The 26,416-nt window shown below is 60.4% G+C and carries 21 protein-coding genes and 1 pseudogene; 10 read left to right on the top strand and 12 right to left on the bottom strand.

Annotated features, from left to right (window positions below):
• Positions 1-63 precede the first annotated feature (63 nt).
• A complete protein-coding gene (locus CES87_RS17105) occupies positions 64-1,023 on the top strand; it encodes a diiron oxygenase (protein WP_128607061.1) in 960 nt (319 codons plus the stop codon).
• Positions 1,024-1,037: 14 nt separating this feature from the next.
• The gene (locus tag CES87_RS17100; protein ID WP_128607060.1) at positions 1,038-1,838 is read left to right on the top strand and encodes an N-acyl homoserine lactonase family protein; all 801 of its coding nucleotides are present in this window, start codon (positions 1,038-1,040) and stop codon (positions 1,836-1,838) included.
• Between the two features lie 117 nt (positions 1,839-1,955).
• Here CES87_RS17100 and CES87_RS17095 read toward each other — a convergent pair whose 3' ends face one another.
• From CES87_RS17095 to CES87_RS17060, 7 genes are all read right to left on the bottom strand, one after another.
• Positions 1,956-3,380 (bottom strand): PLP-dependent aminotransferase family protein, encoded by a 1,425-nt coding sequence (locus CES87_RS17095; RefSeq protein WP_128607059.1) that lies wholly within the window; start codon positions 3,378-3,380, stop codon positions 1,956-1,958.
• An 884-nt stretch (positions 3,381-4,264) separates the two neighbouring features.
• Positions 4,265-4,969: a hypothetical protein gene (locus CES87_RS17085; protein WP_128607058.1), complete on the bottom strand. Its 705-nt coding sequence runs from the start codon at positions 4,967-4,969 to the stop codon at positions 4,265-4,267.
• Between the two features lie 221 nt (positions 4,970-5,190).
• Positions 5,191-6,018, bottom strand: a complete 828-nt coding sequence (locus CES87_RS17080; protein WP_128607057.1) for an ABC transporter permease — start codon at positions 6,016-6,018, stop codon at positions 5,191-5,193.
• A gap of 7 nt (positions 6,019-6,025) precedes the next feature.
• Entirely contained in the window at positions 6,026-6,898 is an 873-nt protein-coding gene (locus CES87_RS17075) for an ABC transporter permease (protein ID WP_128607056.1), read from the bottom strand.
• Between the two features lie 10 nt (positions 6,899-6,908).
• Positions 6,909-8,021 carry an ABC transporter substrate-binding protein gene (locus CES87_RS17070; protein WP_128607055.1) on the bottom strand — a complete coding sequence of 371 codons (1,113 nt, stop codon included), beginning with the start codon at positions 8,019-8,021 and terminating at the stop codon, positions 6,909-6,911.
• A gap of 91 nt (positions 8,022-8,112) precedes the next feature.
• A complete protein-coding gene (locus tag CES87_RS17065) occupies positions 8,113-9,204 on the bottom strand; it encodes an ABC transporter ATP-binding protein (RefSeq protein ID WP_128607054.1) in 1,092 nt (363 codons plus the stop codon).
• 266 nt (positions 9,205-9,470) lie between these two features.
• Positions 9,471-10,376, bottom strand: a complete 906-nt coding sequence (locus tag CES87_RS17060; RefSeq protein WP_128607053.1) for a LysR substrate-binding domain-containing protein — start codon at positions 10,374-10,376, stop codon at positions 9,471-9,473.
• 157 nt (positions 10,377-10,533) lie between these two features.
• Here CES87_RS17060 and CES87_RS17055 point away from each other — a divergent pair, with 157 nt between their 5' ends.
• The 4 genes from CES87_RS17055 to CES87_RS17040 all read left to right on the top strand — a co-directional run bounded on the left by CES87_RS17055 (position 10,534) and on the right by CES87_RS17040 (position 15,695).
• On the top strand, positions 10,534-12,138 hold the full coding sequence (locus CES87_RS17055) for a 5-guanidino-2-oxopentanoate decarboxylase (RefSeq protein ID WP_128607052.1): 1,605 nt from the start codon (positions 10,534-10,536) through the stop codon (positions 12,136-12,138).
• A gap of 109 nt (positions 12,139-12,247) precedes the next feature.
• Entirely contained in the window at positions 12,248-13,993 is a 1,746-nt protein-coding gene (locus CES87_RS17050; RefSeq protein ID WP_128607051.1) for an amidohydrolase, read from the top strand.
• The gene (locus CES87_RS17045) at positions 13,993-14,943 is read left to right on the top strand and encodes a GTP-binding protein (RefSeq protein WP_128607050.1); all 951 of its coding nucleotides are present in this window, start codon (positions 13,993-13,995) and stop codon (positions 14,941-14,943) included. The genes CES87_RS17050 and CES87_RS17045 overlap by 1 nt, the downstream gene beginning before the upstream one ends.
• Positions 14,940-15,695 carry a class II aldolase/adducin family protein gene (locus CES87_RS17040; RefSeq protein WP_128607049.1) on the top strand — a complete coding sequence of 252 codons (756 nt, stop codon included), beginning with the start codon at positions 14,940-14,942 and terminating at the stop codon, positions 15,693-15,695. The genes CES87_RS17045 and CES87_RS17040 overlap by 4 nt, the downstream gene beginning before the upstream one ends.
• 215 nt (positions 15,696-15,910) lie before the next feature.
• On the opposite strand, the gene CES87_RS17035 is transcribed toward CES87_RS17040, so the two are convergent.
• Both CES87_RS17035 and CES87_RS17030 read right to left on the bottom strand, forming a co-directional pair.
• Complete coding sequence (locus CES87_RS17035) at positions 15,911-17,431, bottom strand: HAMP domain-containing sensor histidine kinase (RefSeq protein ID WP_128607048.1); 1,521 nt, start codon at positions 17,429-17,431, stop codon at positions 15,911-15,913.
• Positions 17,428-18,147 carry a response regulator transcription factor gene (locus CES87_RS17030; RefSeq protein ID WP_128607047.1) on the bottom strand — a complete coding sequence of 240 codons (720 nt, stop codon included), beginning with the start codon at positions 18,145-18,147 and terminating at the stop codon, positions 17,428-17,430. Before CES87_RS17030 ends, CES87_RS17035 begins: the two co-directional genes overlap by 4 nt.
• Before the next feature lie 253 nt (positions 18,148-18,400).
• Here CES87_RS17030 and msrB point away from each other — a divergent pair.
• The 3 genes and pseudogenes from msrB (at position 18,401) to msrA (ending at position 21,480) form a co-directional block, all read left to right on the top strand.
• Positions 18,401-18,926: pseudogene (gene msrB, locus CES87_RS17025) on the top strand (peptide-methionine (R)-S-oxide reductase MsrB).
• A gap of 39 nt (positions 18,927-18,965) precedes the next feature.
• Positions 18,966-20,741 carry a cytochrome c biogenesis protein DipZ gene (locus tag CES87_RS17020; RefSeq protein ID WP_128607046.1) on the top strand — a complete coding sequence of 592 codons (1,776 nt, stop codon included), beginning with the start codon at positions 18,966-18,968 and terminating at the stop codon, positions 20,739-20,741.
• 31 nt (positions 20,742-20,772) lie between these two features.
• Positions 20,773-21,480, top strand: coding sequence for a peptide-methionine (S)-S-oxide reductase MsrA (gene msrA, locus CES87_RS17015; RefSeq protein WP_128607045.1), 708 nt, complete (start codon positions 20,773-20,775; stop codon positions 21,478-21,480).
• A gap of 24 nt (positions 21,481-21,504) precedes the next feature.
• On the opposite strand, the gene CES87_RS17010 is transcribed toward msrA, so the two are convergent.
• Complete coding sequence (locus CES87_RS17010; RefSeq protein ID WP_128607044.1) at positions 21,505-22,410, bottom strand: LysR family transcriptional regulator; 906 nt, start codon at positions 22,408-22,410, stop codon at positions 21,505-21,507.
• A gap of 102 nt (positions 22,411-22,512) precedes the next feature.
• Between CES87_RS17010 and CES87_RS17005 the strand changes: the two genes are divergently transcribed.
• Positions 22,513-23,688: an aspartate aminotransferase family protein gene (locus CES87_RS17005; RefSeq protein WP_128607043.1), complete on the top strand. Its 1,176-nt coding sequence runs from the start codon at positions 22,513-22,515 to the stop codon at positions 23,686-23,688.
• 35 nt (positions 23,689-23,723) lie between these two features.
• On the opposite strand, the gene CES87_RS17000 is transcribed toward CES87_RS17005, so the two are convergent.
• Positions 23,724-24,215, bottom strand: a complete 492-nt coding sequence (locus CES87_RS17000) for an adenylate kinase (RefSeq protein ID WP_128607042.1) — start codon at positions 24,213-24,215, stop codon at positions 23,724-23,726.
• Between the two features lie 185 nt (positions 24,216-24,400).
• Entirely contained in the window at positions 24,401-26,320 is a 1,920-nt protein-coding gene (locus CES87_RS16995) for an alkaline phosphatase D family protein (RefSeq protein ID WP_128607041.1), read from the bottom strand.
• Positions 26,321-26,416: the final 96 nt, after the last annotated feature.

Here is a 26,416-nt window from a genome sequence, read left to right as displayed (position 1 = left end):
TCCGTCACTTTTTATTCCATCGTCGTACCCGTCAGCGGGTACGCGTCCTACAGGTATCGCGTCATGCAAACAGCAATCGAGATCGCCAAGGTCGATCATCAACTGATCGTGCGGCTCAATCAGGCCTGGACCAAACGGGCGACGGTCTGTTCGCCGGACAAGGCATCGGTCGACGAAGTGTTCGACCCTGCGCGCCCGGACTACCCGGAGTGCATGGTGCCGTTCTTTCACCACCCCAAATTCCAGGCCTTGAGCGATGAGCTCAAGAGCAGCGTGGTGACCTGGGGCTGGATCGGCTACAACCTGCGCACCGTGACCGCAGAAGAACACGTGGTCAACCCGGCGTTGAGCGTCATTGCCAATCAGTACCTGGGCAAGGACGACTGGCATTTTCGCGAGGCGATGCAGCAGACATTGATCGACGAGCACTACCACACGCTGATGCATCTGCGGGCCATCGAGCGGACCAAACTTGAGCGCGCCCTCGATCAGGATCTGGACCTGCCGCCGTCAGTCACTTATCTGCGACTGCTTGCCTTGCGTGAAACACTGGTCGAGCAATGGCAGAAAGACCTGGCGGCGATCACCTTTGCGGTGGTGGCCGAGATCAGCGTCAACGCTTATCTGGACCTGTTGGCGGATGATCAGAGCATCCAGCCGCAAAACCGTCGCGTGGCTGAACTGCATAACCGCGACGAATACGCCCACAGCAAAGTGCTGGCCGAGGTGGCGAAGGTCATGTACGCCAACATGCAGCCTGTGCAGCGGGAATTTTTCGCGCGCAACTTGTCGGTGGCACTGAGTGCTTTTATCGCTCAGGACTACTCAATGTGGGAGGCGATTCTGTCGCAGCTCGGGGTTGCGGAGGCAGCACTGATCATTGCCGACACCCGTGAAAGCAACAAGAACGCGACGATCATGCGCGACTACAGTGGCCTGCATCGTCTGGCACAGGATCTGGGCATCAGCGAGCAGATCGATTTCGATTTTCGTCCGACCTTGAAAGCCAGCGCAGCGGCCTGAATCCGGAGGTATGCATGTCAATTCCTGTGTACGAAGTGTTCGCCATCCGTGTCGGCGCAAACGCTCAGCGCACCGCCCGGGAGAATTTTCTTTACGACGCCTGCTGCGGTGATCCGAATGCGCCGATGCCGCTGGACTACTACTTCTGGGTGATTCGTAACGAGCAATCGGTGATTGTGGTCGATACCTGTTTTCAACCGGCCACGGCGGATCGGCGCAACCGTCAGATGTATCGCCTGCCGGAAGAATCCCTGCGGCAACTGGACATTGATCCTGCGCAAGTCGAGCAACTGATCCTTACCCATTTGCACTGGGATCATGCCGGCAACCTGGGGCTGTTTCCGAAGGCGACGGTGCATTTGCAGGAAGCGGAATTGCGCTTCTGCACCGGGCCGAAAATGGCCCATCGTACGGTGAATAAAACCTACGAGGTCGAGGACGTGATGTCTGCGCTGCCGCCGCTGTTCGAAGGGCGCATGCGCTTGCACCGTGGCACGGCCCAAGTGCTGCCCGGTGTCACGCTGCATGCGGTGGGCGGGCATACGCCCGGTAGCCAGGTGGTGCGTGTCAATACCGAGCGGGGCTGGATCGTGCTGGCTTCAGACGCCGCGCACCTGTGGGTCAACATTCGTCAGCGCAGCCCGTTTCCGATTTTGGACGACCTGTCACAAACCCTTGAAGCGTTCATCGAAATCGACCGTCTGGCCGACAGCGAAGACCACGTCATCCCCGGCCACGACCCGCTGATCGCCGAGCGCTTCGCGCACTGGAACGACGATCCGCACATCATCTGCCTGCACCAACCCCCAAGGTGACCTACCCCTGTAGGAGCGTGCATGCTCCGGGCGGCGTTCCGACGATGGACGACAGAACACCACGGGGCGTCAGGCTGCCAGCGTTATCGTTAACGTCCATCGCGAGCATGCTCGCTCCTACAGGTTCAGGAGTCGTCCAAGCGTCTGCAGGGCCTCATCAATCTTCGGCGAATACGGCGTGCCACACCCAATTCGCACAAAGTGATCGAACCGCTTGTCATTGGAAAAGATCCCGCCAGGGGAAATCTGGATGCCGACATTCAAAGCCGCGTGGAACAACGCCATGGATGAATGTTCACGGGGCAATTCCACCCACAGCAACGTCCCGCCCTGCGGATTGGTCACGCGCGTACCCTCAGGAAAATAGCGCAGGATCCCCGCGCTCATTTGCACGCGCTGTTGCGTGAGGGTGATACGCAAGCGACGCAGGTAACGTTCGTAGGACGGTGTCCCCATGAACGCACTCACCGCCAATTGCGACAACGCTTCGCAACCACGGGATTGAGTGTGCTTGAGCATTTCCACACGGTCGTGCCATTTGCCCGCACTGATCCAGCCCAGACGCATGCCCGGTGCCAGGGTTTTGTTTAGCGAGGCGCAATAGATCAGGTTGTCGTTGCGGTCCCAATGCTTGAGCGTGGACAACGGCTGCTCGGTGTCCACCAGGTCGCCATAGGTGTCGTCTTCGATCAGCACGGTGTCGTGCTCGGCACACAGTTGCACCAATCGCGCCTTGTTAGCGTCGGGCATGATGCTGCCCAAGGGGTTATGCAAGTTGGGAATGACGATCAGTGCCTTGATCCGTTCGGGGCCTTGTAACAATTGTTCGAGGGCCAGCAGGTTGATCCCGCTGCGGGTCGAGGCCGGGACTTCCAGCACCCGCAGGTTCAGGCTTTCGAGGATTTGCAGCAGACCGTAAAAGGTTGGCGATTCCACGGCCACGGTATCGCCTGGACTGGTGACCGCGCGCAACGCCAGGTTGATGGCTTCGGTCGCCCCGTTGGTGATCACGATGCGTTCGGCGGTCAGGTGGGTCTTGGCGGTCAGCGCCCGGCGGGCAAGGATATTGCGCAACGCGATGTTGCCAGCGGTCGAACCCGTGGTACCGAACAAATGGTGATTCTGGCGCAGCGCCTTGATCATGTTGTCCTGCAGGGTCTTGAGCGGATAAAGCTGTGGCGCGCAGTACGCACTGGCGAAGTTGACCTTGATCGTCGCCCGCTGACTAGCCTTGAGCACCGAGGACACCTGTTCGTGAATGCCAACGTACACACCCGTATCGAGTGGCGCGGGCGGGTTGATCGGGGCGGGCCTGGCCGGTGTGTCGGGCTGGCGAATGTAGTTGCCGGAGCGTGGTCGCGCTTCCAGTACGCCATAGTCTTCGAGCTCCCGGCAGACCTGCACCGCGGTTGACAGACTGACCGCGTGTTTCTCCATCATCAGCCGGATCGAGGGAAATCGTTCCCCGGTTTTCAGGGTGCCGCTGCGGATGGCGTTCAGGTAATGGTTCGCCAGCTGACGGTATAAAGGGGTCGTGTTCATGATGACCTCAGCAGTCGCACCACTGAGGTCTTGGGCTGGAAAGTGAGATGACGCTCCACGACCTTGATCAGAGCGGGCGGACCCGTGGTGCTGGTGGGGTTAAGGGAAGGGAGCTACTGCTGTCGATACTGGAAGAGTAATCGCGGATTTGCCCGAATCACGGGCAATAAAAAGCCCCGCTCTGGGGCGTAATGGCTTACTTGCAGGCTTTAACGCGGCGCGGATCAACGTTGGTAGAGGCGCCGATGGAGGTAGTCACAGGTTGACGGACAGGCTCAGGGCGTGAGGGGGCAAGAAGATCAAAAGCCAGATCAAAAGCGCGCGAGGCGGCCTGACAGCCGACCTGATTTTGCGGATGTACTCGATCCCCTGTAGGAGCGATGCTTGCTCGCGAAAAACGTCCAGACAACGCAATCATCCAGACAGGGCGCGTTTTCGTTGACGTCCATCGCGAGCAAGCATCGCTCCTACAGGGGGAATGCGTTCATTCGAATTCAGGTCGGCTGTCAGGCCGCCTCGCTTGGCTTTTGATCCAGGCGCCCCGTTAAACCACGATGGCCGAACGCAGGCATTGCTCCGTGGGTAAACCGGCAGGACGCCGGTTTAGCCGCGCTGGGCCAAGGATGGCCCATCGCGGCGGCCCACGGAGCAATGCCGGAGTGAGGGCATGCCGAGCCACAGCGAGGCACCGAGTGGTGGGGCAAGAGCCCTTGGTTACTTAGGGCCGGGCGGCGTTCCGTTTTTCCATGTGACCCGCTGTAAAAGCGAAACCATTAGCCGCCGTTACCGCAGCAACGGATATTCCCCCCCATAAAGCCCAATAAGTGAACAGCATTACGCATGGCGGGGCTCTGGGGCAGCGGCGGGAAATGCGCTGGCGGGTGTTACTGCGCCGCGATGCTATAGCCGTCGAACGCGGTCTGCTGTTGCAGTGCGGTGATGATGTTCTTGCGGTTGGCGGCTTGTTCGGCCCCGGTGTTGTCCAGGAAGGTCTCGCTTTCCAGCTCTGCCTCTTCGCCGTCGCCAACGAAAGTGAAACCGAGGAATTCCAGTGCCTCACGGTCAACATTCAGACGCGAACGCGGAGTGCGCAGCGGCAGGGTGACGCTGATGCCGTCCTTGCTGATGGTGAACACTTCGGCTTCTTTCTTGGCCCGTGCGACCTTGCTCTTGCCACTGCTTGGGTTGCTGATCGCCTGGTGCGTCTGGTTCAACACCTTCAGCGCCAGGCCGTAGACGATTTCCTGAAACGCCGGGTCATCCTTGAAACTGGAGAGTATGCGGCTGATCGGGAACTTGCTGCTCAGGTCTTCCAGGGCGGCAATATCGGCTGCCTCGGCATCCTTGAGTTGCTTGAGCTGGCCCATCAGTTCATAGGCCTGGTCGTCGTCGAAGCTGTCGTGTGCCTGGCGAATCGCGTTGCGCAGCTCGCGGATCTGGTCGCTTTCGCGGCTGGACTGGAAAGCATCCAGCACCATCTCGCTGATGGTCTTCGCCTGGGACACGTGTTGTGAAAGATTGATGGAGTTTTCGTATTCCGCTTTGGACGACAAGGTGACTACGGATTCAGCGGTGTTGGAATCTGACATTGAAATTTCACTACTTCTTTTAGCTTGAATAGAGGTGAGAAAGCTTGGGGGCTTTTTCAGGCCGACTAATCTATTGGACCGGGGCGGTGTTGTCACGGGTCAGCGGGCAGATGGGCAAAATCAATCAGCGCACGTCACTGTAGGAGCGAGGCTTGCCCGCGAAGGCGATCTCAAGGATGCCTTCGCGGGCAAGCCTCGCTCCTACAGGATTAGACATGCGCTTACGGATGCAACAACTTCTGTGCCCGTTTGTCGGCAAGATGCTGAACCACCAGCCGCCCGATCAACACCAGCAGCGTCAGCGAGATCAACAGCACCGAAATGGCCGCAACGCTTGGGTCGACGTTATCGCGCAGGCCGCTCCAGATACGTTTCGGCAGGGTGTCGACATTGACGCTGGTGATAAACAGCGTCACCGCAACCTCTTCCCACGACAGGGCAAAACCCAATAGCGCGGTGGAGGCCAGGCCCAGTTTCAGGTTCGGCAGGATCACCATGAACGTGGTCTGCATCAGGCTGGCGCCGAGGTTGCGCGAGGCCAGTTCAATGCGCCTGTCAATCTGGCTGAGGGCAACCAACATGGTCACCACGCCATACGGCACAACCATGATCACGTGGGCAATGACCACTCCGGTCAGGGTGTCGTAACCCATGCCCGGCGCGAAGCGGCCAAGTTTGGTTTCCATGAAATACAGCACCAGCGCGGAAATCACCGGTGGAATCGCCATCGGCAACAGCACCAGGCCGATCAGCGCCGTGGCCAGTTTTGAGCGCATGTACCAGATGCCGAGGCTGAAACTGGCGGCCAGCAAGGTCGCGATGATGCTGGTGGCGAAGGCGATGGTCAGGCTCTGGCTGATCGCATGGAACCAGTCAGGGTTACTGACCAGTGCCTCGTAGTGACGCAGCGACCAGTTGCCTTCCGGCATCGACAGGAAGCGCTTGCTGGTGAACGACACCGGAATGACCGTCAGCAGCGGGAACAGCATGAAGGCCATGGCGACCACGGCCAGCAGCCGGGTGCTCAGACTTGTGCGATGAGTATTCATAGTTGTCTCAGCCTACCAGTCGGTTCACGCGGGTCATTTTCAGTAGCACCCAGATCAGCGCACTCACCAGTGCCAGTAACACCACGCTCAGTGCAGCCCCCAAGCCCCAGTTGCTGGTCTGGAACATTTGCAGGAACACGTATTCGGCGATCATCACCGTTTGCCCGCCACCCAACAGCACCGGGGTGATGAAGAAGCCCAGGCAGAACACGAAGACCATGATGAAGGCACCGAGCATGCCCGGCAGGGTCTGCGGCAGCAGCACTTGCCAGAAGGTACGCAAGGCTCCGGCACCCAGGCCGCGCGAGGCCATCAGCACGCGCTGATCCAGTTGGCGCATGGTCGACAGCAGCGGGAACACCGCGTACGGGATCATCACGTGAAGCATGCCGATGACCACGCCGATTTCATTGCGGCTCAGCTGCAGCGGTTGGTCGATCAGGCCCATGCCCATCAAGCCGTTATTGAGCACGCCGTTGCTGCGCAGGGCGATCAGCCAGCCGAAGGCCCGCACCAGCACCGAAATCCAGAATGGAATGAAGATGCAGATCTCCACCACCCGTTGCCAGAACGGCGGGCTGAATATCCAGCAATACGCCAGCAGATAGCCAATCACCAAGGCCAGGCAACTGACGGTCAGGCACAAGCGCAAGGTGCGCCAGAGCATCTCGAGAATCGCCGGATCGGTGGCGATGCGCTGGTATTGTTCGATGCCGGGCGTCGGCAGCGTGAAGCTCCAGCCGACCACGCCGAGAAACGGCAGCACGTAAAAAATCAGCAGCAACACAGGCAACGGGAACAGCAACAAACCGCGCTCCAGTCCCGGCGAGCTGAACCGGGATTTGGGCATGCCCAGTGTGGAAGTCATTGTCATGGTCATGATCGATGGCTCACTTGGACAGCCGCGTCAGATACTCTTCCAGGGCTTTGGAATAGTTGTCGGCGTACCACTGGGCATTGAGGGCGATCTGTTTTTTCAGGTTCGCTTCGGAGCCGCAGTTGGCTTGCAGTTGCTCAGGCGACATCAGTTTCTCGGTGGCACTGTTTGACGGGCCGTTGCCCAGCAGTTCGAACAGTTTGAGCTGGCTTTCAGGCTCAAACGCATGCGCAATGAACTGCATGGCAGGTTGCGTGCCGGCCGGATTGCCCGACAGTACCGCCCAGCTGCTGGAGTTGATGAAGCCGTTGTCGAAGCTCCAGCGCACGCGGTTGTCGGTGTCTTCGCTGAGCAGCTTGGCGCGGGTGTGCCAGATCGCACCCACCGAGACTTCGCCGTCGACCATCAGTTGCTGGCTCTCGGCCCCCGAACTCCAGAACGACAGTACGTGGGGTTTGATCTCGTCGATTTTTTTCATCGCCCGTGGCACGTCCAGCGGGTACAGCTGATCGGCCGGAACGCCGTCGGCCAGCAACGCCGCTTCGAGCATTCCGTTCATCCATTTGTACAACGTGCGCTTGCCGGGGAATTTCTTCACGTCCCAGAAATCAGCCCAGGTTTTCGGTCCGTTGTCGCCGAACTTGGCGCTGTCCCAGGCCATCACGTAGCTGAACTGATAGCTGGCGATACCGAAATCGGAGGCAAGTGCCGGGGCGACCTGATCGCGCTTGATCACGTTGTAGTCCAGCGGTTGCAGGATTTTTTCGCGGCCTAGCACGAGGGCGCTGTAGCTCTCGACGTCGACCACGTCCCAGCTCGGCTGACCGCTGGCCAGCTGGGAGCGGATTGCGCCTTCGGTGGGGCCCGCGCCGTCGATGCGCACTTGAATGCCGGTGTTCTTGGTGAACGTGTCAGTCCACGCCGAACGGAACGCGTTCAGGGCATCGCCACCCCAGTTGACCACCACCAGCGGCTTGTCGGCCGACCAGCTGATGCCGCTGCGTAGCGCCAGCGGCACTGCGGCCAGCAAGCCCATGGCCTGAATGAAAGTGCGGCGGTTGATCTGACCGTCACGGGCCTTTTCGATAAGCACTTCGATGCAGTCTTGTTGGTGATCCTGGCGCATGGGCAAGTCCTCGTTCGGCGGGCGTCGCGGCGGACACCGACCTTTATTGTTGTCATTGGAAGAGTGCTTTGTGATGCAGGTTTTTGCGGCTTCAGGCCTGTAGCAGGAAGCTTTGCTGTACCGGCCAGCTCAGCCACACCGGCGCTCCGCTGGGCATCAAGGCGCCGGGGTGATTGCCGGGCACGGACAGGTTGATCGGCAAGGTATCGCCCCCGACCTTGAGCGCCAGATGGGTGCTTGAGCCTTGGTAGACCTTGTCGGTGAGTTGCGCAGGCATCACGTTGTAGCCCTCCGTGGTCGGGCACTCGCTGTGCAATTGCATGTGCTCGGGACGCACGGCCAGCACGATGGATTCTTTGCCCAAAGGTGACGGGGCGAGGGCGTGCAGAACGCTGGTACCGCAGCGGCCGCTGGCGGTCGGGCCATTGCGGGACAGGTCGGCCAGCGGGAACAGGTTCATCTTGCCAAGGAATTCGGCGACGAAACGGCTCTCGGGACGGTTGTAGATGTTTTCCGGGGAATCGACCTGAGTCAGCTTGCCATGGTTGAAAATCGCGATGCGCGACGACAGTGCCAGCGCTTCGTTCTGGTCGTGAGTAACGAAGACGAAGCTGGTGCCGACCTGACGGTGGATGCGTTGCAGCTCGGTTTGCAGCTGTTCGCGCAAGTTCTTGTCCAGCGCCGACAGCGGCTCGTCGAGCAACAGCAGTTCCGGTTCGAACACCAGCGCCCGGGCAATCGCCACGCGCTGTTGCTGACCGCCCGACAATTCGGCGGGTTTCTTGTGCATGTGCGCGCCGAGGCCGACCACTTCGAGAATGTGCTTGACCCGGCGCTGGCGCTCTTGGGCTGCGATTTTTCGGATGCGCAACGGGTAAGCCACGTTTTCGGCCACGGTCATGTGCGGGAACAGCGCGTAACCCTGGAACACCATGCCGAAATTGCGCTGCTCGGCCGGGCGCTTGATGATGTCGACACCTTGCTCCATCAGCTTGCCCGAGGTCGGGCTGAGGAAGCCGGCAAGGATCATCAATAAGGTGGTTTTGCCCGAGCCGGAAGGGCCCAGCAAGGTAAGGAATTCACCTTGGCGAACGTCAAGGTCGACGTTATCCAGCGCCGCGAAACGACCGTAATACTGGCTGATACCTTGTGCGCTGAGCTGAATCGCTGAACGGCTGGACACTATCGAGTTCCTCTTTTTATTGCCCACATGACGATCGAGGACGGATGCAAATCCGACATGGGCTTTGGGCTCATTATTGTTAAAAATATCGCTACATCAATGGAATTATTTTGCAGGTATTGGTGAGTTTTATTACTCAATAATCACCGCCCCCTGTAGGAGCGAGCCTGCTCGCGATGGTCGTCAACGTTAACGTTGGCAGCCTGATGCCCCGCTGTGTTCTTGCGTGCATCGCGAGCAGGCTCGCTCCTACAGGTTACGGGGTGTCAGAGGGTGTCCTGCCAGGTCTGGTGGGACGATTGCAGTTGGGTCTTGACCCAGTTGCTGAAGGCCTGGACCACCGCGCGCTCGGCCTTTTGCGGGTCGGCGGCCAGGTAATAGCCACGATGCAGGTCGATGGTGATGTCGAACGGCCGCACCAGCAGACCCTTGGACAAGGCATCGCCGCTGATCAGGTTGTCGCCGATCGCGATGCCCTGGCCGGCAATGCAGGCGGACTGCGCGCAGTGGGCATCGGAGAACAGGATGCCGCTCATCGCGTTAACCGACGAGGCACCGGCGGCGGTCAGCCAGACGCGCCAGTCTGAGTAATCGGTCATGTGCAGCAGCGGATAAGCGCTGAGTTCCTGCGGACTCTTCAGACCATTGAGCGCGTTGATCAGACGCGGGCTGCACACAGGAAAGAAGCGCAATGCCACGATCTCTTCAACAATCATCTCCGGCCAGTCACCGATCCCATAGGCAATGAACAGATCGACGTTGGGGTTGTTGGTGTCGTCCGGAGTGCGCGGGGAAATCAGCTGTAACTGCACCTGCGGGTACTGACGCAAAAATGCGCCGATGTGGTGGCACAACCAATAGGTGGCGAATCCCGGCGCACAACTGACGCACAGGCGACCGGAGATTTCCTGGTCATCGATGAGTTGCCCGGCATCGAGCAGGTTCAACAGAATCCCGTGTACCTCACGGGCGTAGCGTTCGCCTTGATATGTCAGGCCGATACCTCGACCAATCCGTTCGGTGAGGGCGAAGCCGACACATTCCTCAAGCTTGCTGATTTGGTGGCTGATGGCGCTGCGGGTCAGGTTCAGTTCACGGGCGGCGACCGACACGCTGCCAAGGCGTGCGACCGCGTCCAGCGCGCGAAGGGCTGTCATCGAGGGAAAGCGCATAACTCATTCCGCTGTGGGGTGGATGTGGGTACGTATGGTGATGTAAATCGAACAGTCAGGCCAAAAAAATCGATTGTTGTATCGGTTGATTCAACAATACTAGCCCGACGTGTCACCGGCCAATGCGGCCAACGACTCATCATCCAAGAGGTGCTGCATGACCAGTTGTGCCCAGGCGCTCGTTCAGTTGCTGGAAGGCTATGGCGTTGAACACGTCTTTGGCATTCCCGGCGTGCACACCGTCGAGCTTTATCGGGGCTTGCACGGCAGCCGCCTGAAGCACGTCAGCCCGCGTCATGAACAGGGTGCCGGGTTCATGGCCGACGGTTATGCCCGCGCCAGTGGCAAGCCCGGGGTGTGCTTCATCATTACCGGTCCGGGCATGACCAATATTCTCACCGCGATGGGCCAGGCCTACGCGGACTCGGTGCCGATGCTGGTCATCTCCACTTGCAACCGTCGCGAACACCTGCGCCTGGGCCATGGCCACCTGCATGAATTGCCCGATCAGCGCGCAATGGTCGCCGGGGTTTGCGCCTTCAGCCATACCGTGCAGCACCCGGACCAGTTGCCGGAATTGCTGGCGCGGGCGTTTGCCCTGTTCGGCTGCACCCGGCCGCGACCGGTGCACATCGAGATTCCGCTGGATGTGCTGGAAATGTCCGCAGATGGCCTGGATTTGCGTCCGCGCGCTTTGCCGGCCGCACCGGCCCCGGCGCCAGAGGCCATCGATGCGGCAGTCGCGTTGATCAACGGCGCACAACGTCCATTGATTCTGGCCGGTGGCGGTGCACGTCGCTCCAGCGAAGCCCTGACATTGCTTGCCGAGCGCTTGCAGGCACCGGTCGCGCTGACCACTAATGCCCGAGGCTTGCTGACGCCTGAACATCCATTGCTGCTCGATGGCGTGCAATCGTCGGCCCATGGTCGCGAACTGTTCGCCGAGGCTGATGTGGTGCTGGCCGTCGGCACCGAGCTGGGGGAAACCGACTACGACTTTTTTGGCCTTGGGCCCTTGGCGTTCAAGGCTCCATTGATCCGTCTCGACATTGATCCGATGCAAGTGCTGAGCGTGCAACCGGCCGCGGTCGGTTTGCTGGGTGATGCCGAACAAGGCCTGCGTGCGCTGCTGGCGCGATTGCCGCAACGCCAGGCGGATCCAGCGTGGGCGAGTGAGCGGGTGGCCCGAGTCAATGCAGTTGAACACGCTGGCTGGAGCGCGAAGCAAAGCCGCCTTCAGGCGCTGCTCGATACGCTACGCGATTCCCTGCCACAGCCTTTGATCGTCGGTGATTCGACCCAACCTGTGTATCAGGGCGCCCTGGGCTACCGGGCACCGACGCCCAACAGCTGGTTCAACGCGGGCAGTGGATACGGAACCCTCGGTTACGGATTGCCCGCCGCCATCGGCGCCAAACTCGCCCAACCGCAACGTCCGGTGGTGGCGTTGGTGGGGGACGGTGGCCTGCAGTTTTCCAGCGCCGAACTGATCGCCGCCAAAGAGGCGGGCGCAGGCGTGATCCTGTTGCTGTGGAACAACACCAGCTATGCCGAGATCCGCGATTACATGAATGCCCGATCGGTGCCATTGCTGGGTGTGGAAATCCTCACGCCGGACTTCGCCGCTCTCGCACAAAGTTGCCACGTCGCTCATCACCGGGCGCGCAATCTGGACAGCTTGCGTGAACTGCTGAGTCAACTCGGCACCCCTCACGAGCCGGTGATGATCGAGCTGGATGCCACGGATTTCCTGACGGATTAAGCACGGTGCGAAACCGCACTGCTTGCTAAAAAAATAAAAAATTTCAGGTCCCCTCAAGTGCAAAACGCACTGTGGACCTTCCTACTGCCCAGAACACAAGGTGGCTTACATGGCTGAGTCCGACAACTTTTCCTCGACCCATTCCACACAAGGGACATATGCCGATTTGATCCTCGGTAACGGTCGCATCTACACCCAGGATCCGGCGAACCCGTGGGCCGAGGCCGTGGCGATCCGCGATGGCAAGTTGATCGGTGTCGCAAGCCTCGGCGAGCTTGAGGCGTTCAAGGGACCGAACACGCTGGAGCATGATCTGCAAGGCGCGTTCTGCATGCCGGGCCTGCACGACATGCACACGCATCCCGACCTCGCGCTGGCGCCACGCTACAGCGATGATCTCGATGTCGGCATCGAAGATCCGACGCCTGAACAACTGCGCGAAAGCATCCTCGCCTATGCCGACAGCCATCCCGGCGACGGTTGGATCTATGGTCAGTACTGGGTTCGCTACACCTTCCGCGAAGCCGGTTTGACGCCGGGCCGGGCGTGGCTCGACAGCGTCATGCCGGATCGCCCCGTGGCGCTGCTCGACCGCATGTGGGGCACCATGATGGTCAACTCCAAGGCCCTGGAACTTGCCGGTATCGACCGTCACACCTCTGACCCGCGCAACGGATATTTTGAGCGTGACGAACTGACTGGTGAGCCTACCGGCCTGATGATCGACGGCGCCTACGCGATGATCCACGCCGCCATGCCACCCACCCCGGTCAGCGTGCTGCGCCGTGCTTATCGCGATGGTGTGCATTTCCAGAGTTCACGCGGCGTCACGGCGAGCAAATACGTGCACGTCTGTGAGCAGCGTCTGCAAGCGTTGAAGGAGCTCGACGACAGCGGTGAACTGACAGTGCGGATCGAAGCCGCGATCAGTTGGCAGGACGATATTTTCCCGGTGCGTCGTCGCTGGGAACTGTTGGCAGGTGAACGTCACTACTACCGCAGTGCGCGCCTGAGTGCCAACGCGGTGAAGTTCCACTTCGACGGTACGGTCGAGCCGAAGTCTTCGTACCTGCTGACCCCATGGCCGCAAGAGTCGAGCTGGCGCGGCAAGCTCAACCTGACCCCGGAACACATCACTGACATGGTGGTGGACATGGATCGCAAAGGCATCCGTGTGATTGCTCACTGCACCGGGGATGGTGCGTCTGACGTGTTCCTCGATGCCGTGGCCGAGGCCCGTCGTCGCAATGGCTTCAGTGGCGTGCGCCATCAATGTGCACACAGTACCTTGCTGCATCCGGGCAACCTGCCGCGCTTCAAGGAACTGAACGTCATCGCCGAATTTTCCCCGGCCGCCTGGTACCCGACACCGTTCGCCAGTGGCGCGCGTTCGGGCTATGGCCAGGAACGACTCAAGCGCATCTACGATTTCAAGGGTGTGCTGGAAGCGGGTGGCACGGCGGTAATGGGCACCGATTGGCCGGTGGCGTCCATCGATCCGTGGCTGGCGCTGGAAACCATGGTGACTCGCCAGAATCCCTGGAACGATGACCCGGCGTGCTTCGGTGACCCGATCAGCCTCGAACAGGCGTTGAGCGTGATCACCAGTAACGGCGCCGTGGCCATGGGCCTGGAAAAAACCACTGGCAGTCTGGAGGTCGGCAAGGCGGCAGACCTGATCGTGATCGACCGCGACCTGTTCGCCGAACCGGCGCGCGACTACATCCATCGCACTAACGTGCTGTTGACCTTTGTTGAGGGACAGTTGGTCTACGACCGTCATTCGACCCTGGCGTCGGTCGGTCTGAAAGCGGTCTGGCAGGGTGAGCCACCGGTACTGGAGAACAAGGCCTGATGGACACACAACGGATCGCAGTTACCGTGGTTTCCGGGTTTCTCGGCGCTGGTAAAACCACCTTGCTCAATCGCATGGTGCGCCGCGCCGCAGGCAGTCGGCTGGCCGTTATCGTCAACGATTTCGGTGAACTGAATATCGATGCGGCCATCGTTTCCGAAGTCACCGACGCGGTGTACAGCCTGCAAAACGGTTGCATCTGCTGCACCGTGCAAGAAGACCTGCTGGCGCAACTCGGCAGCCTGGCGCAGTTGCAGCCGCGACTGGAACGCATCGTCATCGAGTGCAGCGGCGTGTCGGACCCGCAGCGCATTGTGCAAACGCTGGCCTACCCGCAACTGCGCAGCCAGATGCAACTGGATATGGTGATTACCGTGGTCGATGCCACTCGCCATTTGCAGCTGGAAGGTGAATACGCACGACTTGCCCGCGCGCAGGTGGCCGCTGCCGACTTGTTGCTGTTGAACAAGACCGATCTGGTCGACGACGAACAGTTGCAGGCGTTGCGTGATGCATTGGGGGAAAGGACTCGGGTGCAGGTCAGTGTGCAGGCAGAGTTACCGGATGCGCTGTGGCTGGATACTGACCTGGACGTTGAGCATCGGGCGGTTAAACCGATGACGCGGGTTTCGCAGGACGATCACAGCGAGATGTTCAGCAGTTGGCTGTGGCAGAGCTCTGCGGCACTGGATGTCGAGCGTTTGCGTGGCTGGTTACAGGCGCTGCCCAGCGATGTTTTTCGGGTCAAGGGGCTGGTTGTACTGGCTCAAGGTGGGAAGGCTCACTGGTTGCAACACGTCGGCACCCGCAGTCAGTTTCTGCCCGCCACAGATGAGGCCCAGGCCAGCGCAACACGCTTGGTGTTTATCGCTCGCCGGGGCTTCGACGGCTGGGAGGCGTTGGGGCGAGGGTTGGATGCCTGCAAGGTGCCAGAGGGTGCGCGGACATGAGCCCCACGGAGCAACGCTTACGTGAAGAGCTGGCGGCCTGTTATCAGCTGGTTGCGTACTTTCGCATGACCGATTTGATCTTCACCCACATTTCAGTGCGCCTGCCGGGGCCGGAGCATCACTTCCTGATCAACCCTTATGGGCTGATGTTTGATGAGATTACTGCTTCCAATCTGGTGAAGATTGATCTGTATGGCCAGGCGGTCGAGCCATCGCCATACCCGGTCAATCCAGCCGGTTTTGTGATTCACAGTGCGATTCACGGCGCCCGTGAAGACGCGCAATGCGTGCTGCACACCCACACCAGATCCGGTTGTGCGATCGCCGCATTGAAGTGCGGATTGCTGCCGGTGAATCAGATTTCCATGGAGTTCTACGGCCGGGTCGCTTACCACGACTATGAAGGCGTGGCGCTGGACATGAGCGAGCAGCAGCGACTGGTGCAGGACTTGGGCGACAAGCCGGTGTTGATGCTGCGCAATCATGGTTTGCTGACGGTTGGCGAAACAGTTGGTCAGGCGTTCATGCGCATGTATTACCTTGAAAAAGCCTGCGACATTCAGTTGGCTGCGCAAGCTGCCGGGGAGTTGGTGCTGCCGCCGGCAGAGGTGTGTGAGCATACCGAGCGCCAGTTCAATGACCCTGGACGATCGTTGGATGACGGCGAGTTTAGTGATCCGGATGCGATGCAATTGGCTTGGGGTGCATTGTTGCGAATGCTGGAGCGGGTGGCTCCGGGTTATCGGGACTAGCCTGTCGGTCCATCGCGATCAGGCTCGCACACAGGGTTCTGCGTCGAGCACGAATCAAATGTGGGAGCGGGCTTGCTCGCGAAGGCGGAGTGTCAGGCGATGAAGATGTAAAGCTGCTGGCCTCTTCGCGAGCAAGCCCGCTCCCACATTTGATTTGTGTTCGACACAGAACCTTGTAGGAGTGAGCCTGCTCGCGATGGACGCGCCGCGGTTTATCAGGCTTGCCCTGGTGTATTCAGGTTCATCGAGCGCACTGCCAATGCCGAGGCAGTTGCTTCATCCACCGCGAGCGAGAAGCGAAAAGTCGCGCCACGTCCGGGCACATCGATCAACTGAATCTCGCGGCCATGCAGTTGCAGAATGCGATGGACAATTCGCAGCCCCAACCCGCCATCACGCCTCGCACCACCAATGTTGAACGGTCGCAGGAACAGACCTTCGCGCAGTTCGGGGGCGATGCCGGGGCCGGTGTCGCTGACGGTGACTTCGATGAAAGCACCTTGAGGCCGCAGGCTGAGTTCGACTTCTCCACCTTGAGGTGTATGGCGCAGGGCGTTGTCGAACAGGTTGGTCAGCACTCGCTCGATCAGCCCCAGGTCAGCGCAGGCTGCCGACACATTGGGGGCAAATGTGGCTTTGAGTTCGACCTGACGCGCCTCGGCGGTGAGCTCGAATTTCTGGAAGATGTCCTGGGCCAGATCGGTCAAGGAAAAGCGCTCCAGCACCGGTTGCACGAAGCCGTGTTCCAGCCGTACCAGTTCCAGCAACGACTGCGCCAGACCGCCGACCTTGCGGCTTTGATCCAGCGCGATGCTCAGGTAGCGGCGACGGTCGGCGGCGGACAGCGTGGCATCCTTGAGCGACAGGGTTTCCAGATAGCCGTGCAAGGACGCCAGTGGCGTGCGCAGATCATGGGAAATGTTCGCCACCATCTCGCGGCGTTCCTGGTCCTGGCGGGTCAACGAGCGCCACTGCTCACTGAGGCGCGCCTGCATCTGCCGGAACGTGGCGTCGAGTATGGCGATTTCATCGTGGCTGGCGGCTTTTTCAACCGGCGCAGTTGTCGACGGTGTGACCGGGACGCCGTCAATGTCGAAGCGGCTGACGGTTTCGGTCAGGCGGCGCAACGGCCGGGTGATCAGGGCAAACGCCGTGAGGCCGGCAATCAGGCAAAGCAGCGCCACCAGCCCGATGGACAGCAGGGCGGTATTGAGCGCGGCACTGGTGGCGCCGCGTGCGGCGATGCGGTCATGGTCCTCACCGAGCAGCACCACGTAGAGATAACCGGCCGGCTTGCCATCGACTTTCAACGGCGCAGCGCTGAACACCTTGCGTGCATCGACGCTACGCGGATCGTCGCCGAGAATCGGCAGGGCATCGCCCCTGAGCAGGCGCTGGATCGGCGCGAGGTCGATCTGTTCACGATGGATTCGACCTTCAGGCGCGGCGCTGCCGACAATCTTGCCCTCGGTGTCCAGCAGGTACACCTCGACACTGGGGTTGACCAACATCAGTTGGCTGAACAGATCACGCACCGCATTGGGCATCAGGCCCTGGGTGTCCATCAGCACCGTGTCGCGGGCGATGTGTTGTGCCAGATCCCGCGACAACCCTTGCACCACCTCCTGTTCATGCATCTGGTTGGAACGCACCTGCATCCATGCCGAAGTGCCGCAGCACACCAGCAGCAACACGGCGAACACCAGCGACAGGCGTTGTGTGAGGGTCAACCTCATGGTTGCGGCTCCTGACTGCTGGCAAATTTGTAGCCGCGCCCCCAGACCGTGAGGATGCGCGCCGGTTGCGCCGGATCGGTTTCGATTTTCGAGCGCAGGCGATTGATGTGGGTATTGACGGTGTGTTCGTAGCCTTCGTGGCTGTAACCCCAGACGGCATTGAGCAGGTCCATGCGCGAAAACACCTTGCCGGGCTGGCGCGCGAAGAAATACAGCAGGTCGAACTCCCGGGGCGTGAGGTCCAGGCGCCGACCGTCGAGGGACGCTTCGCGGGTAATCGGGTCGATGGCCAGACCGTCGATGTTCAGGCTGCCGGCGTCCATCTTCAGGTTGCGCGCCATGGCATCGACCCGGCGTAGCAGGGCTTTGACCCGGGCCACCAGTTCGAGCATGGAAAACGGCTTGGCCAGGTAGTCGTCGGCGCCGAGTTCGAGGCCAAGAATCCGGTGCACTTCGCTGGAGCGGGCACTGGTGATGATGATCGGTGTATAGCGGGCCATGGCGCGGGCGCGGCGGCAGATTTCCAGGCCGTCGACGCCTGGCAGCATCAAATCGAGAATCAGGGCATCCCAGCTTCCTTGCTGCAGCAGACGCATGCCTTCATTGCCATCGGCGCAGTGCACCACCTCGAACTGCTCATCACGCAGATGCAGGCAGATAAGGTCAGCGATATGCAGGTCATCCTCGACCACGAGAACGCGTTTGTTCTGTTCCATCCACTCTTCCTTCGGTTAATGCCCTGTACCTGTAGGAGCGAGCACGCTCGCGATGGACGCAAGGGCGCCGCGTTCAGTCAGTAAGCACGCGTCATCGTTAACGACCATCGCGAGCAAGCTTGCTCCTACAGGCATTGTGCGGTGTTTTCAGGCGTCGAGTTATCACGAATTATTTAACTCTTCGTGAGGATTTGGCGATCACCCCAAGCTTAGGCTGTGTTCCATCAGAGGCCTCAAGACTTCGGAGACGACCATGTTCTCAAGACGACAAATACTTTGGGCAAGCGGCGGGCTGGGGGTTGCGGCCCTGGCGATTGGCGTATTGCCAAAATTCGCTGCGCGTTCTGTACTGATCAGCACTGCCGACGCGGCCCAGCTTTCGGAAAACCAACTGTTCGAAGTGACCCACAGCGACAGCGAATGGCACGCCATCCTCAGCGACGAGCAGTACGACATCCTGCGCGAAGAGGGCACCGAACGGGCTTACAGCAGCCCGCTGAACAACGAGCACCGTGACGGTACGTTCGCTTGTGCCGGGTGTGATCTCCGCTGTTTTCCTCGGCGACCAAGTTCGATAGCCGTACCGGTTGGCCGAGCTTTTGGGCGCCGCTGGACAAGGCCGTGGCCACTCGTCAGGACCGTTCCTTGGGGTGGTGCGAGAAGAAGTCCACTGTCGGCGCTGTGGCGGTCATTTGGGCCATGTCTTCGATGACGGCCCCAAACCGACCGGGCTGCGTTACTGCATGAACGGCCTGTCGATGAAGTTCCAACCGGTTTGATCCCAGGCATTTTTCCACCCACTCTTGCAGGTCGACGCTATGTGGCTTCTGGTCCTCGCTTATCTCGGCGGTGTGCTGACGATTGTCAGCCCATGCATTTTGCCGGTACTGCCCTTTGTCTTCGCCCGCACCGGCCAACCGTTCGTGAAGAGCGGTTTGCCGTTGTTGGCGGGCATGGCGCTGACCTTCGCTTTGGTCGCCACGTTGGCGGCGGTAGGCGGTGGCTGGGTGGTGCAACTCAATCAGTATGGGCGCTGGCTCGCGCTGGTGTTCGTGGCACTGTTCGGCCTCACGCTGCTGCTGCCGCAATTGGCCGAGCGCCTGACCCGGCCGCTGGTCGCGGCGGGGAGTCGTTTGTCCGAGGCGGCGGGTGCCGATGCCCGGCCACGTCCCGGCGCTTCATTCTTGATCGGGGTCGCCACGGGCCTGCTGTGGGCTCCCTGCGCCGGGCCGATTCTTGGTCTGCTGTTGACGGGCGCGGCATTGCAGGGCGCAAGCATCGCAACCACCTTGTTGCTGCTGGCGTATGCCGCCGGTGCCGCGACTTCGCTCGCCGTGGCGCTGCTGCTGGGCGGCAAGGTTTTCGCCGCGATGAAGCGCTCGATCGGCGCTGGCGAGTGGCTGCGTCGCGGACTCGGCGCTGCGATGCTGGCCGGTGTGGCGGCCATTGCCCTGGGTCTGGATACCGGGATTCTGGCGCGGGTTTCCACGGCATCCACCGGGGGGATCGAGCAAGCACTGGTGAAGCAACTGGCCGGCAAGTCGCCGCAGAACAGCGGTGCGATGATGGCGCAAAACCCGTCGTCCGCAAGCGCGACGCAAGTGGCCGACAAAACACCGGGCGCCTTGCCGGTAGAAGGTAACCTGCCGCCGCTGGATGGCGCCGTGCAATGGCTCAACTCACCACCGCTCGATGCTCAGGCACTGAAGGGCAAAGTCGTGCTGGTTGATTTCTGGACCTACTCCTGCATCAACTGCCTGCGGTCGCTGCCCTATGTAAAAGCCTGGGCCGAGAAATACCGCGATCAGGGCCTGGTGGTGATCGGCGTGCATGCGCCGGAGTTTGCCTTCGAGCGCAACGTCGACAACGTCACCAAAGCCATGAAAGACCTGGGCATCAACTATCCGGTGGCCATCGATAACGAATTCAAGATCTGGCGCGCATTCAACAACGAATACTGGCCGGCGCACTATTTTGCCGACGCCCAGGGGCGCATTCGTTATCACCACTTTGGCGAAGGCGAATACGCCGAATCGGAGCGAGTCATCCAACAGCTACTGCGTGAGGCCGGTGCCAGCAAGGTGTCGGACGGGCTGATCAATGCCAAGGCCGAAGGCGTGCAAATGGCGCCGGACAACAACGAAGTGCAATCGCCGGAAACCTATGTCGGCTACCAGCGCGCGGAGAATTTCGTACCGCAAACCAGTCTGGTGCCGGACAAGGTGTCGGCCTATCGCACACCCGCGCAACTGGCGCTCAACGACTGGGGCCTGGACGGTCAGTGGAAGGTCGGTCCCGAGCGAGCCACTGCTAGCGCGCCAGCCAGCCGCATCGTCTATCGCTTCCACGCCCGTGACCTGCATCTGGTGCTTGGCCCCGACACGGACGGAAAACCGGTGCGATTCAAGGTGCTGATCGATGGCAAGGCCCCCGGCGATGACCACGGCATGGACGTGGCACCCGATGGCAGCGGCACGGTGACCGACCAGCGCTTATATCAATTGGTGCGCCAGAACGGCGGTGTGGATGACCGGACCTTCAGCATCGAGTTTCTTGATCCCGGCGCATCGGCTTACGCCTTTACCTTTGGCTGACAGCCCCTTCAAACATTCAGGAGTCTGACCCATGAAAACCTTGTTCACCTGGCGCCGTACGTTGTTGGGCGTTGTTGCTGTCGGCGTCATCGGCCAATGCTCGGCGTTCTCTTTCGGCGGTGCCGAAGAAGCGGTGATTATTGCGCCGCCAACCCTCGACGAAATCACCCAGGCCCACAGTGAAACCGCGGTCTTCGCCGGTGGTTGTTTCTGGGGCGTTCAAGGTGTGTTCCAGCATGTCAAAGGCGTGAAGAATGCCGTCTCCGGTTACGCAGGCGGTGCAGCCAACACTGCTCAATACGAGCGTGTCAGCAATGGCGATACCGGTCACGCGGAGTCCGTGGAAGTCACGTTCGACCCGAGTCAGGTCAGCTACGGGACCTTGCTGCAAATCTACTTTTCGGTGGCGCACAACCCGACCGAATTCAACCGTCAGGGGCCGGACAGCGGCACCCAGTATCGTTCGGCTATTTTTACCAAAAGCAGCGAGCAGCAAAAGGTCGCACAGGCCTACATTGCCCAGCTCGACGCTGCCCATTCGTTCAGTAAACCGATTGTGACCAAGCTTGAAAGCTACAACGGTTTCTACCCGGCGGAGGAGGAACATCAGGACTTTCTGACCGAGCATCCGAGCTATCCCTATATCGTGATCAACGATCTGCCGAAGGTCGCGCAGCTCAAGCAGCTGTACCCGGATCGCTATCAGGAAAAACCGGTGCTGGTGAAGGCGGGGATGTAAAGGATACGGCCGTTATTCACCCGGCTAGTGCTTGCCCCACATCCCCATGGCGAAGTCGACGAAACGACGCAGCTTTGGCAGGCGGTAGCGATCCTGGGCGTAGACCAGATGCATCGGTCGGCTCGGCAGTTGATAACGCTGCAGCAAGGGGAGCAGTTTTCCGTCCTTGAGATCCTGCTCCACCAGCGCATCGGGCACCATCACAATACCCATTCCGGTACGCGCCGCTTGGTGCAGACCGGCTGAACTGTTGATCACCAGCGAACCGCTGACCGCCACCACGATTTCACCTTCCGGGCTATTCAGGCGCCATTGCCGTGCCACCGATTGCCAGTCATCGCCGGCCGGATAGGCAAACGCCAGACAATCGTGGTGTTGCAGGTCTTCGGGTTCTTCCGGAATGCCGCGTCGCGCCAAGTATTCCTTTGAAGCGCACATGGTCAGGGTGTAGTCGATCAGCGGGCGGGCGATCAGGTTGGAGGGTTCGAGTGCGCCCAGGCGGAAGGCCACGTCGAAGCCGTGATCCAGCAAGTCGGGGCGCCGATTGGTCAACACTACGTCCAGTTTCACTCGTGGATTTTGCAGGCTGAACTCGCTCAAGGCCGGCGCCAGGCGTTCGGTGCCGAAGGTCAGCGGCGCGGTGATGCGCAGGGTACCGCTCGGTTCGTCGAGGGTCTGCTCTGCCAGGCGCTCCGAGTCCGCCACCAGCCCCAACACTTCAAGACAGCGCTGGTAATACGCGCTGCCGAATTCCGTCAGGCGCTGGCGTCGCGTCGTACGGTTGATCAGGCGCACACCCAGCCGCTGCTCCAGCGCCTTGAGGTGATTGCCGACCATGGTTGTGGACATTTCGCACTGCAACGCGGCGGCGGTCATGCTCCCGGCTTCCACCACTCTTACGTAAACGGTCATTGCCTGGAATAAATCCATTATCAAGCCCAGCTTTTAAATGATCGAAGTTATGCGCAGTTTATCCAGCTCAGGTGGCTAACCATACTGCAAAAACACCGACAATTGATGGAGCCTGATGTCATGACCGCCGCCTGCCTGATGAGCACTTACCAACCTCTGGCCTTGAGTTTCGAAAAAGGTTTGGGCACGCGCCTGTGGGATCAGGCCGGTCGTGAATACCTGGATGCGGTCGCCGGGGTGGCGGTGACCAACGTTGGCCATTCCCATCCGAAAATCGTCGCCGCCATCAGCGAGCAGGCAGGATTGCTGCTGCACACTTCGAACCTCTACAGCATCGACTGGCAGCAGCGGCTGGCGCACAAGCTCACTCAGCTTGCCGGCATGGACCGGGCGTTTTTCAACAATTCCGGCGCCGAGGCAAACGAAACGGCGCTGAAAATCGCGCGGCTGCATGGCTGGCACAAAGGCATCGAACAACCGCTGGTGGTGGTCATGGAGAACGCTTTCCATGGGCGGACCCTCGGCACTTTGTCGGCCAGCGATGGTCCAGCCGTGAGGTTAGGTTTCAATAAATTGCCGGGAGATTTCATCAAGGTGCCGTTCGGTGATCTCAAGGCTCTGGACCGGGTGCAGCAGGCGCACGGCTCACGCATCGTGGCGATTCTGATGGAGCCGATCCAGGGTGAAAGCGGCGTGCAACTGGCGCCACCCGGCTATCTCAAAGCCGTGCGCGAACTGTGTAACCGGCGCGGTTGGCTATTGATGCTCGACGAAATCCAGACCGGTATCGGCCGCACCGGTCAGTGGTTCGCCTTCCAGCACGAAGGCATAGTCCCCGACGTCATGACCCTGGCCAAAGGCCTGGGCAATGGCATCCCCATTGGCGGCTGTCTGGCCCGTGGCAGAGCCGCCGAATTGTTTACGCCGGGCAGCCACGGCAGCACCTTCGGCGGTAATCCGCTGGCTTGCCGGGTCGGTTGCACGGTGCTGGAAATCATCGAGGAACAAGGCCTGCGCGATAACGCCCGCCTTCAAGGTGAGCGGTTACTCAATGGACTACACAGGGAATTGGCAGACCACCCGAACGTCCTGGCAATCCGCGGCCAGGGCCTGATGATCGGCATCGAACTCAAACAACCGATCCGCGACCTGACCCTGATCGCCGCCCGGGATCACGGCTTGCTGATCAACGTGACCCGGGGCCAGACCATCCGCTTGCTGCCACCGCTGACGATTGACGAGCGGGAGGTGGAGATGATTGTGAGAGGGGTGAGTCGGGCGATTAACGCGGCCTGAAAACAGGATCGTTCTCACGCGAAGCGTGGGAGCGATCATTGTTGTCCGTGGAATGCAGCGATATCGCCCCGGTCCTCGAGTTGGATTTTCGAACCACTGAAACCGTTGAACAGCCGTTGATGCGCAGCGAAGCCACTGGACCCATCACGCGAACGATAACTGCCAGCCCAGCCCAGCAATGCGACCAACAACTCATCGTTCTCGTCCCGTTTCGCCTCGCGCTGACGAATATTCGCGACGCAAGTCTCATCATCGACACTCAACCAGATCAACGCCGTTGCTCGGGGCAAGAGTTCGCTGACGATCCAGCCGTAGGCACCCTCGATTACCCAGCACTCTTCACTGGCCGCAATGCGCGCCATGCCCAACGCCTCGGCGTGGGGGCGGGCGATGCTGTGTTCGTCGGATAGCCAGTGGATTGAATCGAGATCAACCCAAGGTACTTGCAGATGCCCGGCCAATCGCTCGGCCAGCCAGCTCTTGCCGGAGCCTGAGTTGCCGATGATCAATGTTCGGGTGAGGTTCATGAGCGACACCGTTCAACTGTAGGAGCGAGCCTGCTCCGGGCGGCGTTCCGACGAAAAACGTCATGGCTCCGCGCTTGATCGTTCCCACGCTCTGCGTGGGAATGCCTCAACGGACGCTCCGCGTTCGGCTCTGGAAGGGGCGCGGAGCGTCCCGGGCTGCATTCCCACGCAGAGCGTGGGAACGATCAATCATCGCCTTGCGGTGCAACCATCCGCGTCTTCGGCGAACCATTGGAATTGTGTTGAAAAATATCCCGCGGTTGCCCTTGTTCATTAAAGAACACCTGCCCGATCCCCGCCGAATTCCACAGCCGTTCACCCGCTTCAGCGTGCTCGGGAATGTGTGGAACGATGCGCATGCGCCGGCGTTTGGTCAGCCAGTTGAGGGGCGAGCGTGGCGAATACAGCCAGCGGTTGAGGCGGTCGAACCACTCCAACAGGGCTCGTGGGAATTCGTTCTTGATGCCGCTGCTGGTGATCTGCCAGATGCGCGGCCCGGCCTTGCGGTGTCGGATCAGCACTTCGTAGACGAAGGAATAGTGCACATCGCCGGACAGCACCACGTAGCTGCCCGGTGTACGGGAGTGTCGGAAAATGTTCAGGATCACCTGCGCCGCACCGCGATGGGCCATCCAGTTTTCCGCGTCCACCAGCAGCGGGTAACCGCACCAGCTGAAGATGCGTTGCACGGTTTCGATCAGTTTCACGCCGAAGACCGGCGCCGGCGAAACGATGATCGCCGAGGGATGATCAAGAAGCTCCTGTTGCAGTTCGCTGAGGGCTTCCCAGTCCAGCAGGCCAGACGGTTGCTTGAGGTTCATCTCGCTGCGCCAGCGCCGGGTGCGGGTGTCGAGCACGACCATGGCCGGCGTAGTCGGCAGCACATAGTGCCAATGCTGAAAGCTCAGCAGGTCATCGATCAATGCGTCCTGAGCCCCGCTGTCGAGGTAACGGTCGTGCCCGGTGACACTCAACGAGCGGGCCTTTTCCAGCACGCCGCTGAACGCATCCGGGTTGTTGCCCCAACCCTGGCACAACATATAAGCCAACAGCGCATTGCCGATGATGCGTTTGGAGAACGGATGGCCGTAGGCCGTTTCCTCCCATTGCGCGGAAAGATTCCAGTCATCGGTAATATCGTGGTCGTCGAAAATCATCAGCGTCGGCAAGTGCGCCAACGCCCGAGCAACCTTGCCCAGCCCCGCCTTGAAACCGTCGATGCGCGTCTGTTCCAGCGCATAACGCTCGCGTCTTTGCGGTGTCAGCGCCGGCGGTTGCGCAGCGATCAAGGTCCAGGGCGTCGGCGACCAGACCAGCAGGTACATGGCCATGACTTCGCCGAAGGTCACCAGATGATTGTCGGCGCTGCTGCTGGTGAAAATCGGCTTACGCGCGCCACCGAAAAATCGCTCGCGCAGAGTCTCGTTGCTCTCCAGCGCCGGTAACAAATCCGCGCGGTGATAGTAACTGGCAGGGTGCTCGTAGAGTTTGGCGCTGTCGCTGACCACGGCGCCTTCCAGATGCTCGCCGAACAACTCCAGCCGTTCGATCAAGGCATGAATCGCCCGCAGGGTTGGCCCGGCAACGTCATCGGCGTAGACCTGATCGCCGCTCATCATCAGCAGTGCCGGGCGATCACAGGCGTGATGTTCTTGCGCCAATAGCGCATCGACACAGAGCAAACCGTCCGCTGCCGGGTGATGAGGCTTGCGACAGGAACCGTGCAGCAATTGATCGATACGCGAGCGCAGGACGAAGTTCGGTGTACGAGCATCGCCGTACAACAGATGTGGCGCCCATTCGGCGATGCCTGTCCCGTTATCGATCAGCAGGTCGTACTCGATCAACTCGTCACAGGGCAGGGCAACGTCCAGCGCCATATCGATCAGGTGCACAAAAGCATGGGTGCCCACCGCAACGACCGTGCATTGCCCGGCATCGAGGCGAATATCGCCCACCCCCTGCAAACGCAGCGTCAACTCCAGCGCCCGCGAGCCCACCAGCCACAATACCAGCCGCTTGGGTTCCAGCCGCCGCAATAGCGGGCCGACCAGCACGGGTGGCAGTGATTGATGATCGTCGGGCAGTGGCAGCGTTGCGGACATCCGGATTCAAGGCTCTTGGAGGCAGAGGCGGGCGATGATAGCGCAGGTCATCGCTGCTGCCTGTTAAGCCTTGTGAACCTGAATACTCAAATGCGA

The organism is Pseudomonas sp. ERMR1:02, assembly GCF_002277815.1.
GTDB lineage: Bacteria > Pseudomonadota > Gammaproteobacteria > Pseudomonadales > Pseudomonadaceae > Aquipseudomonas.
This window is presented reverse-complemented; position numbering and strand designations above follow the sequence as displayed.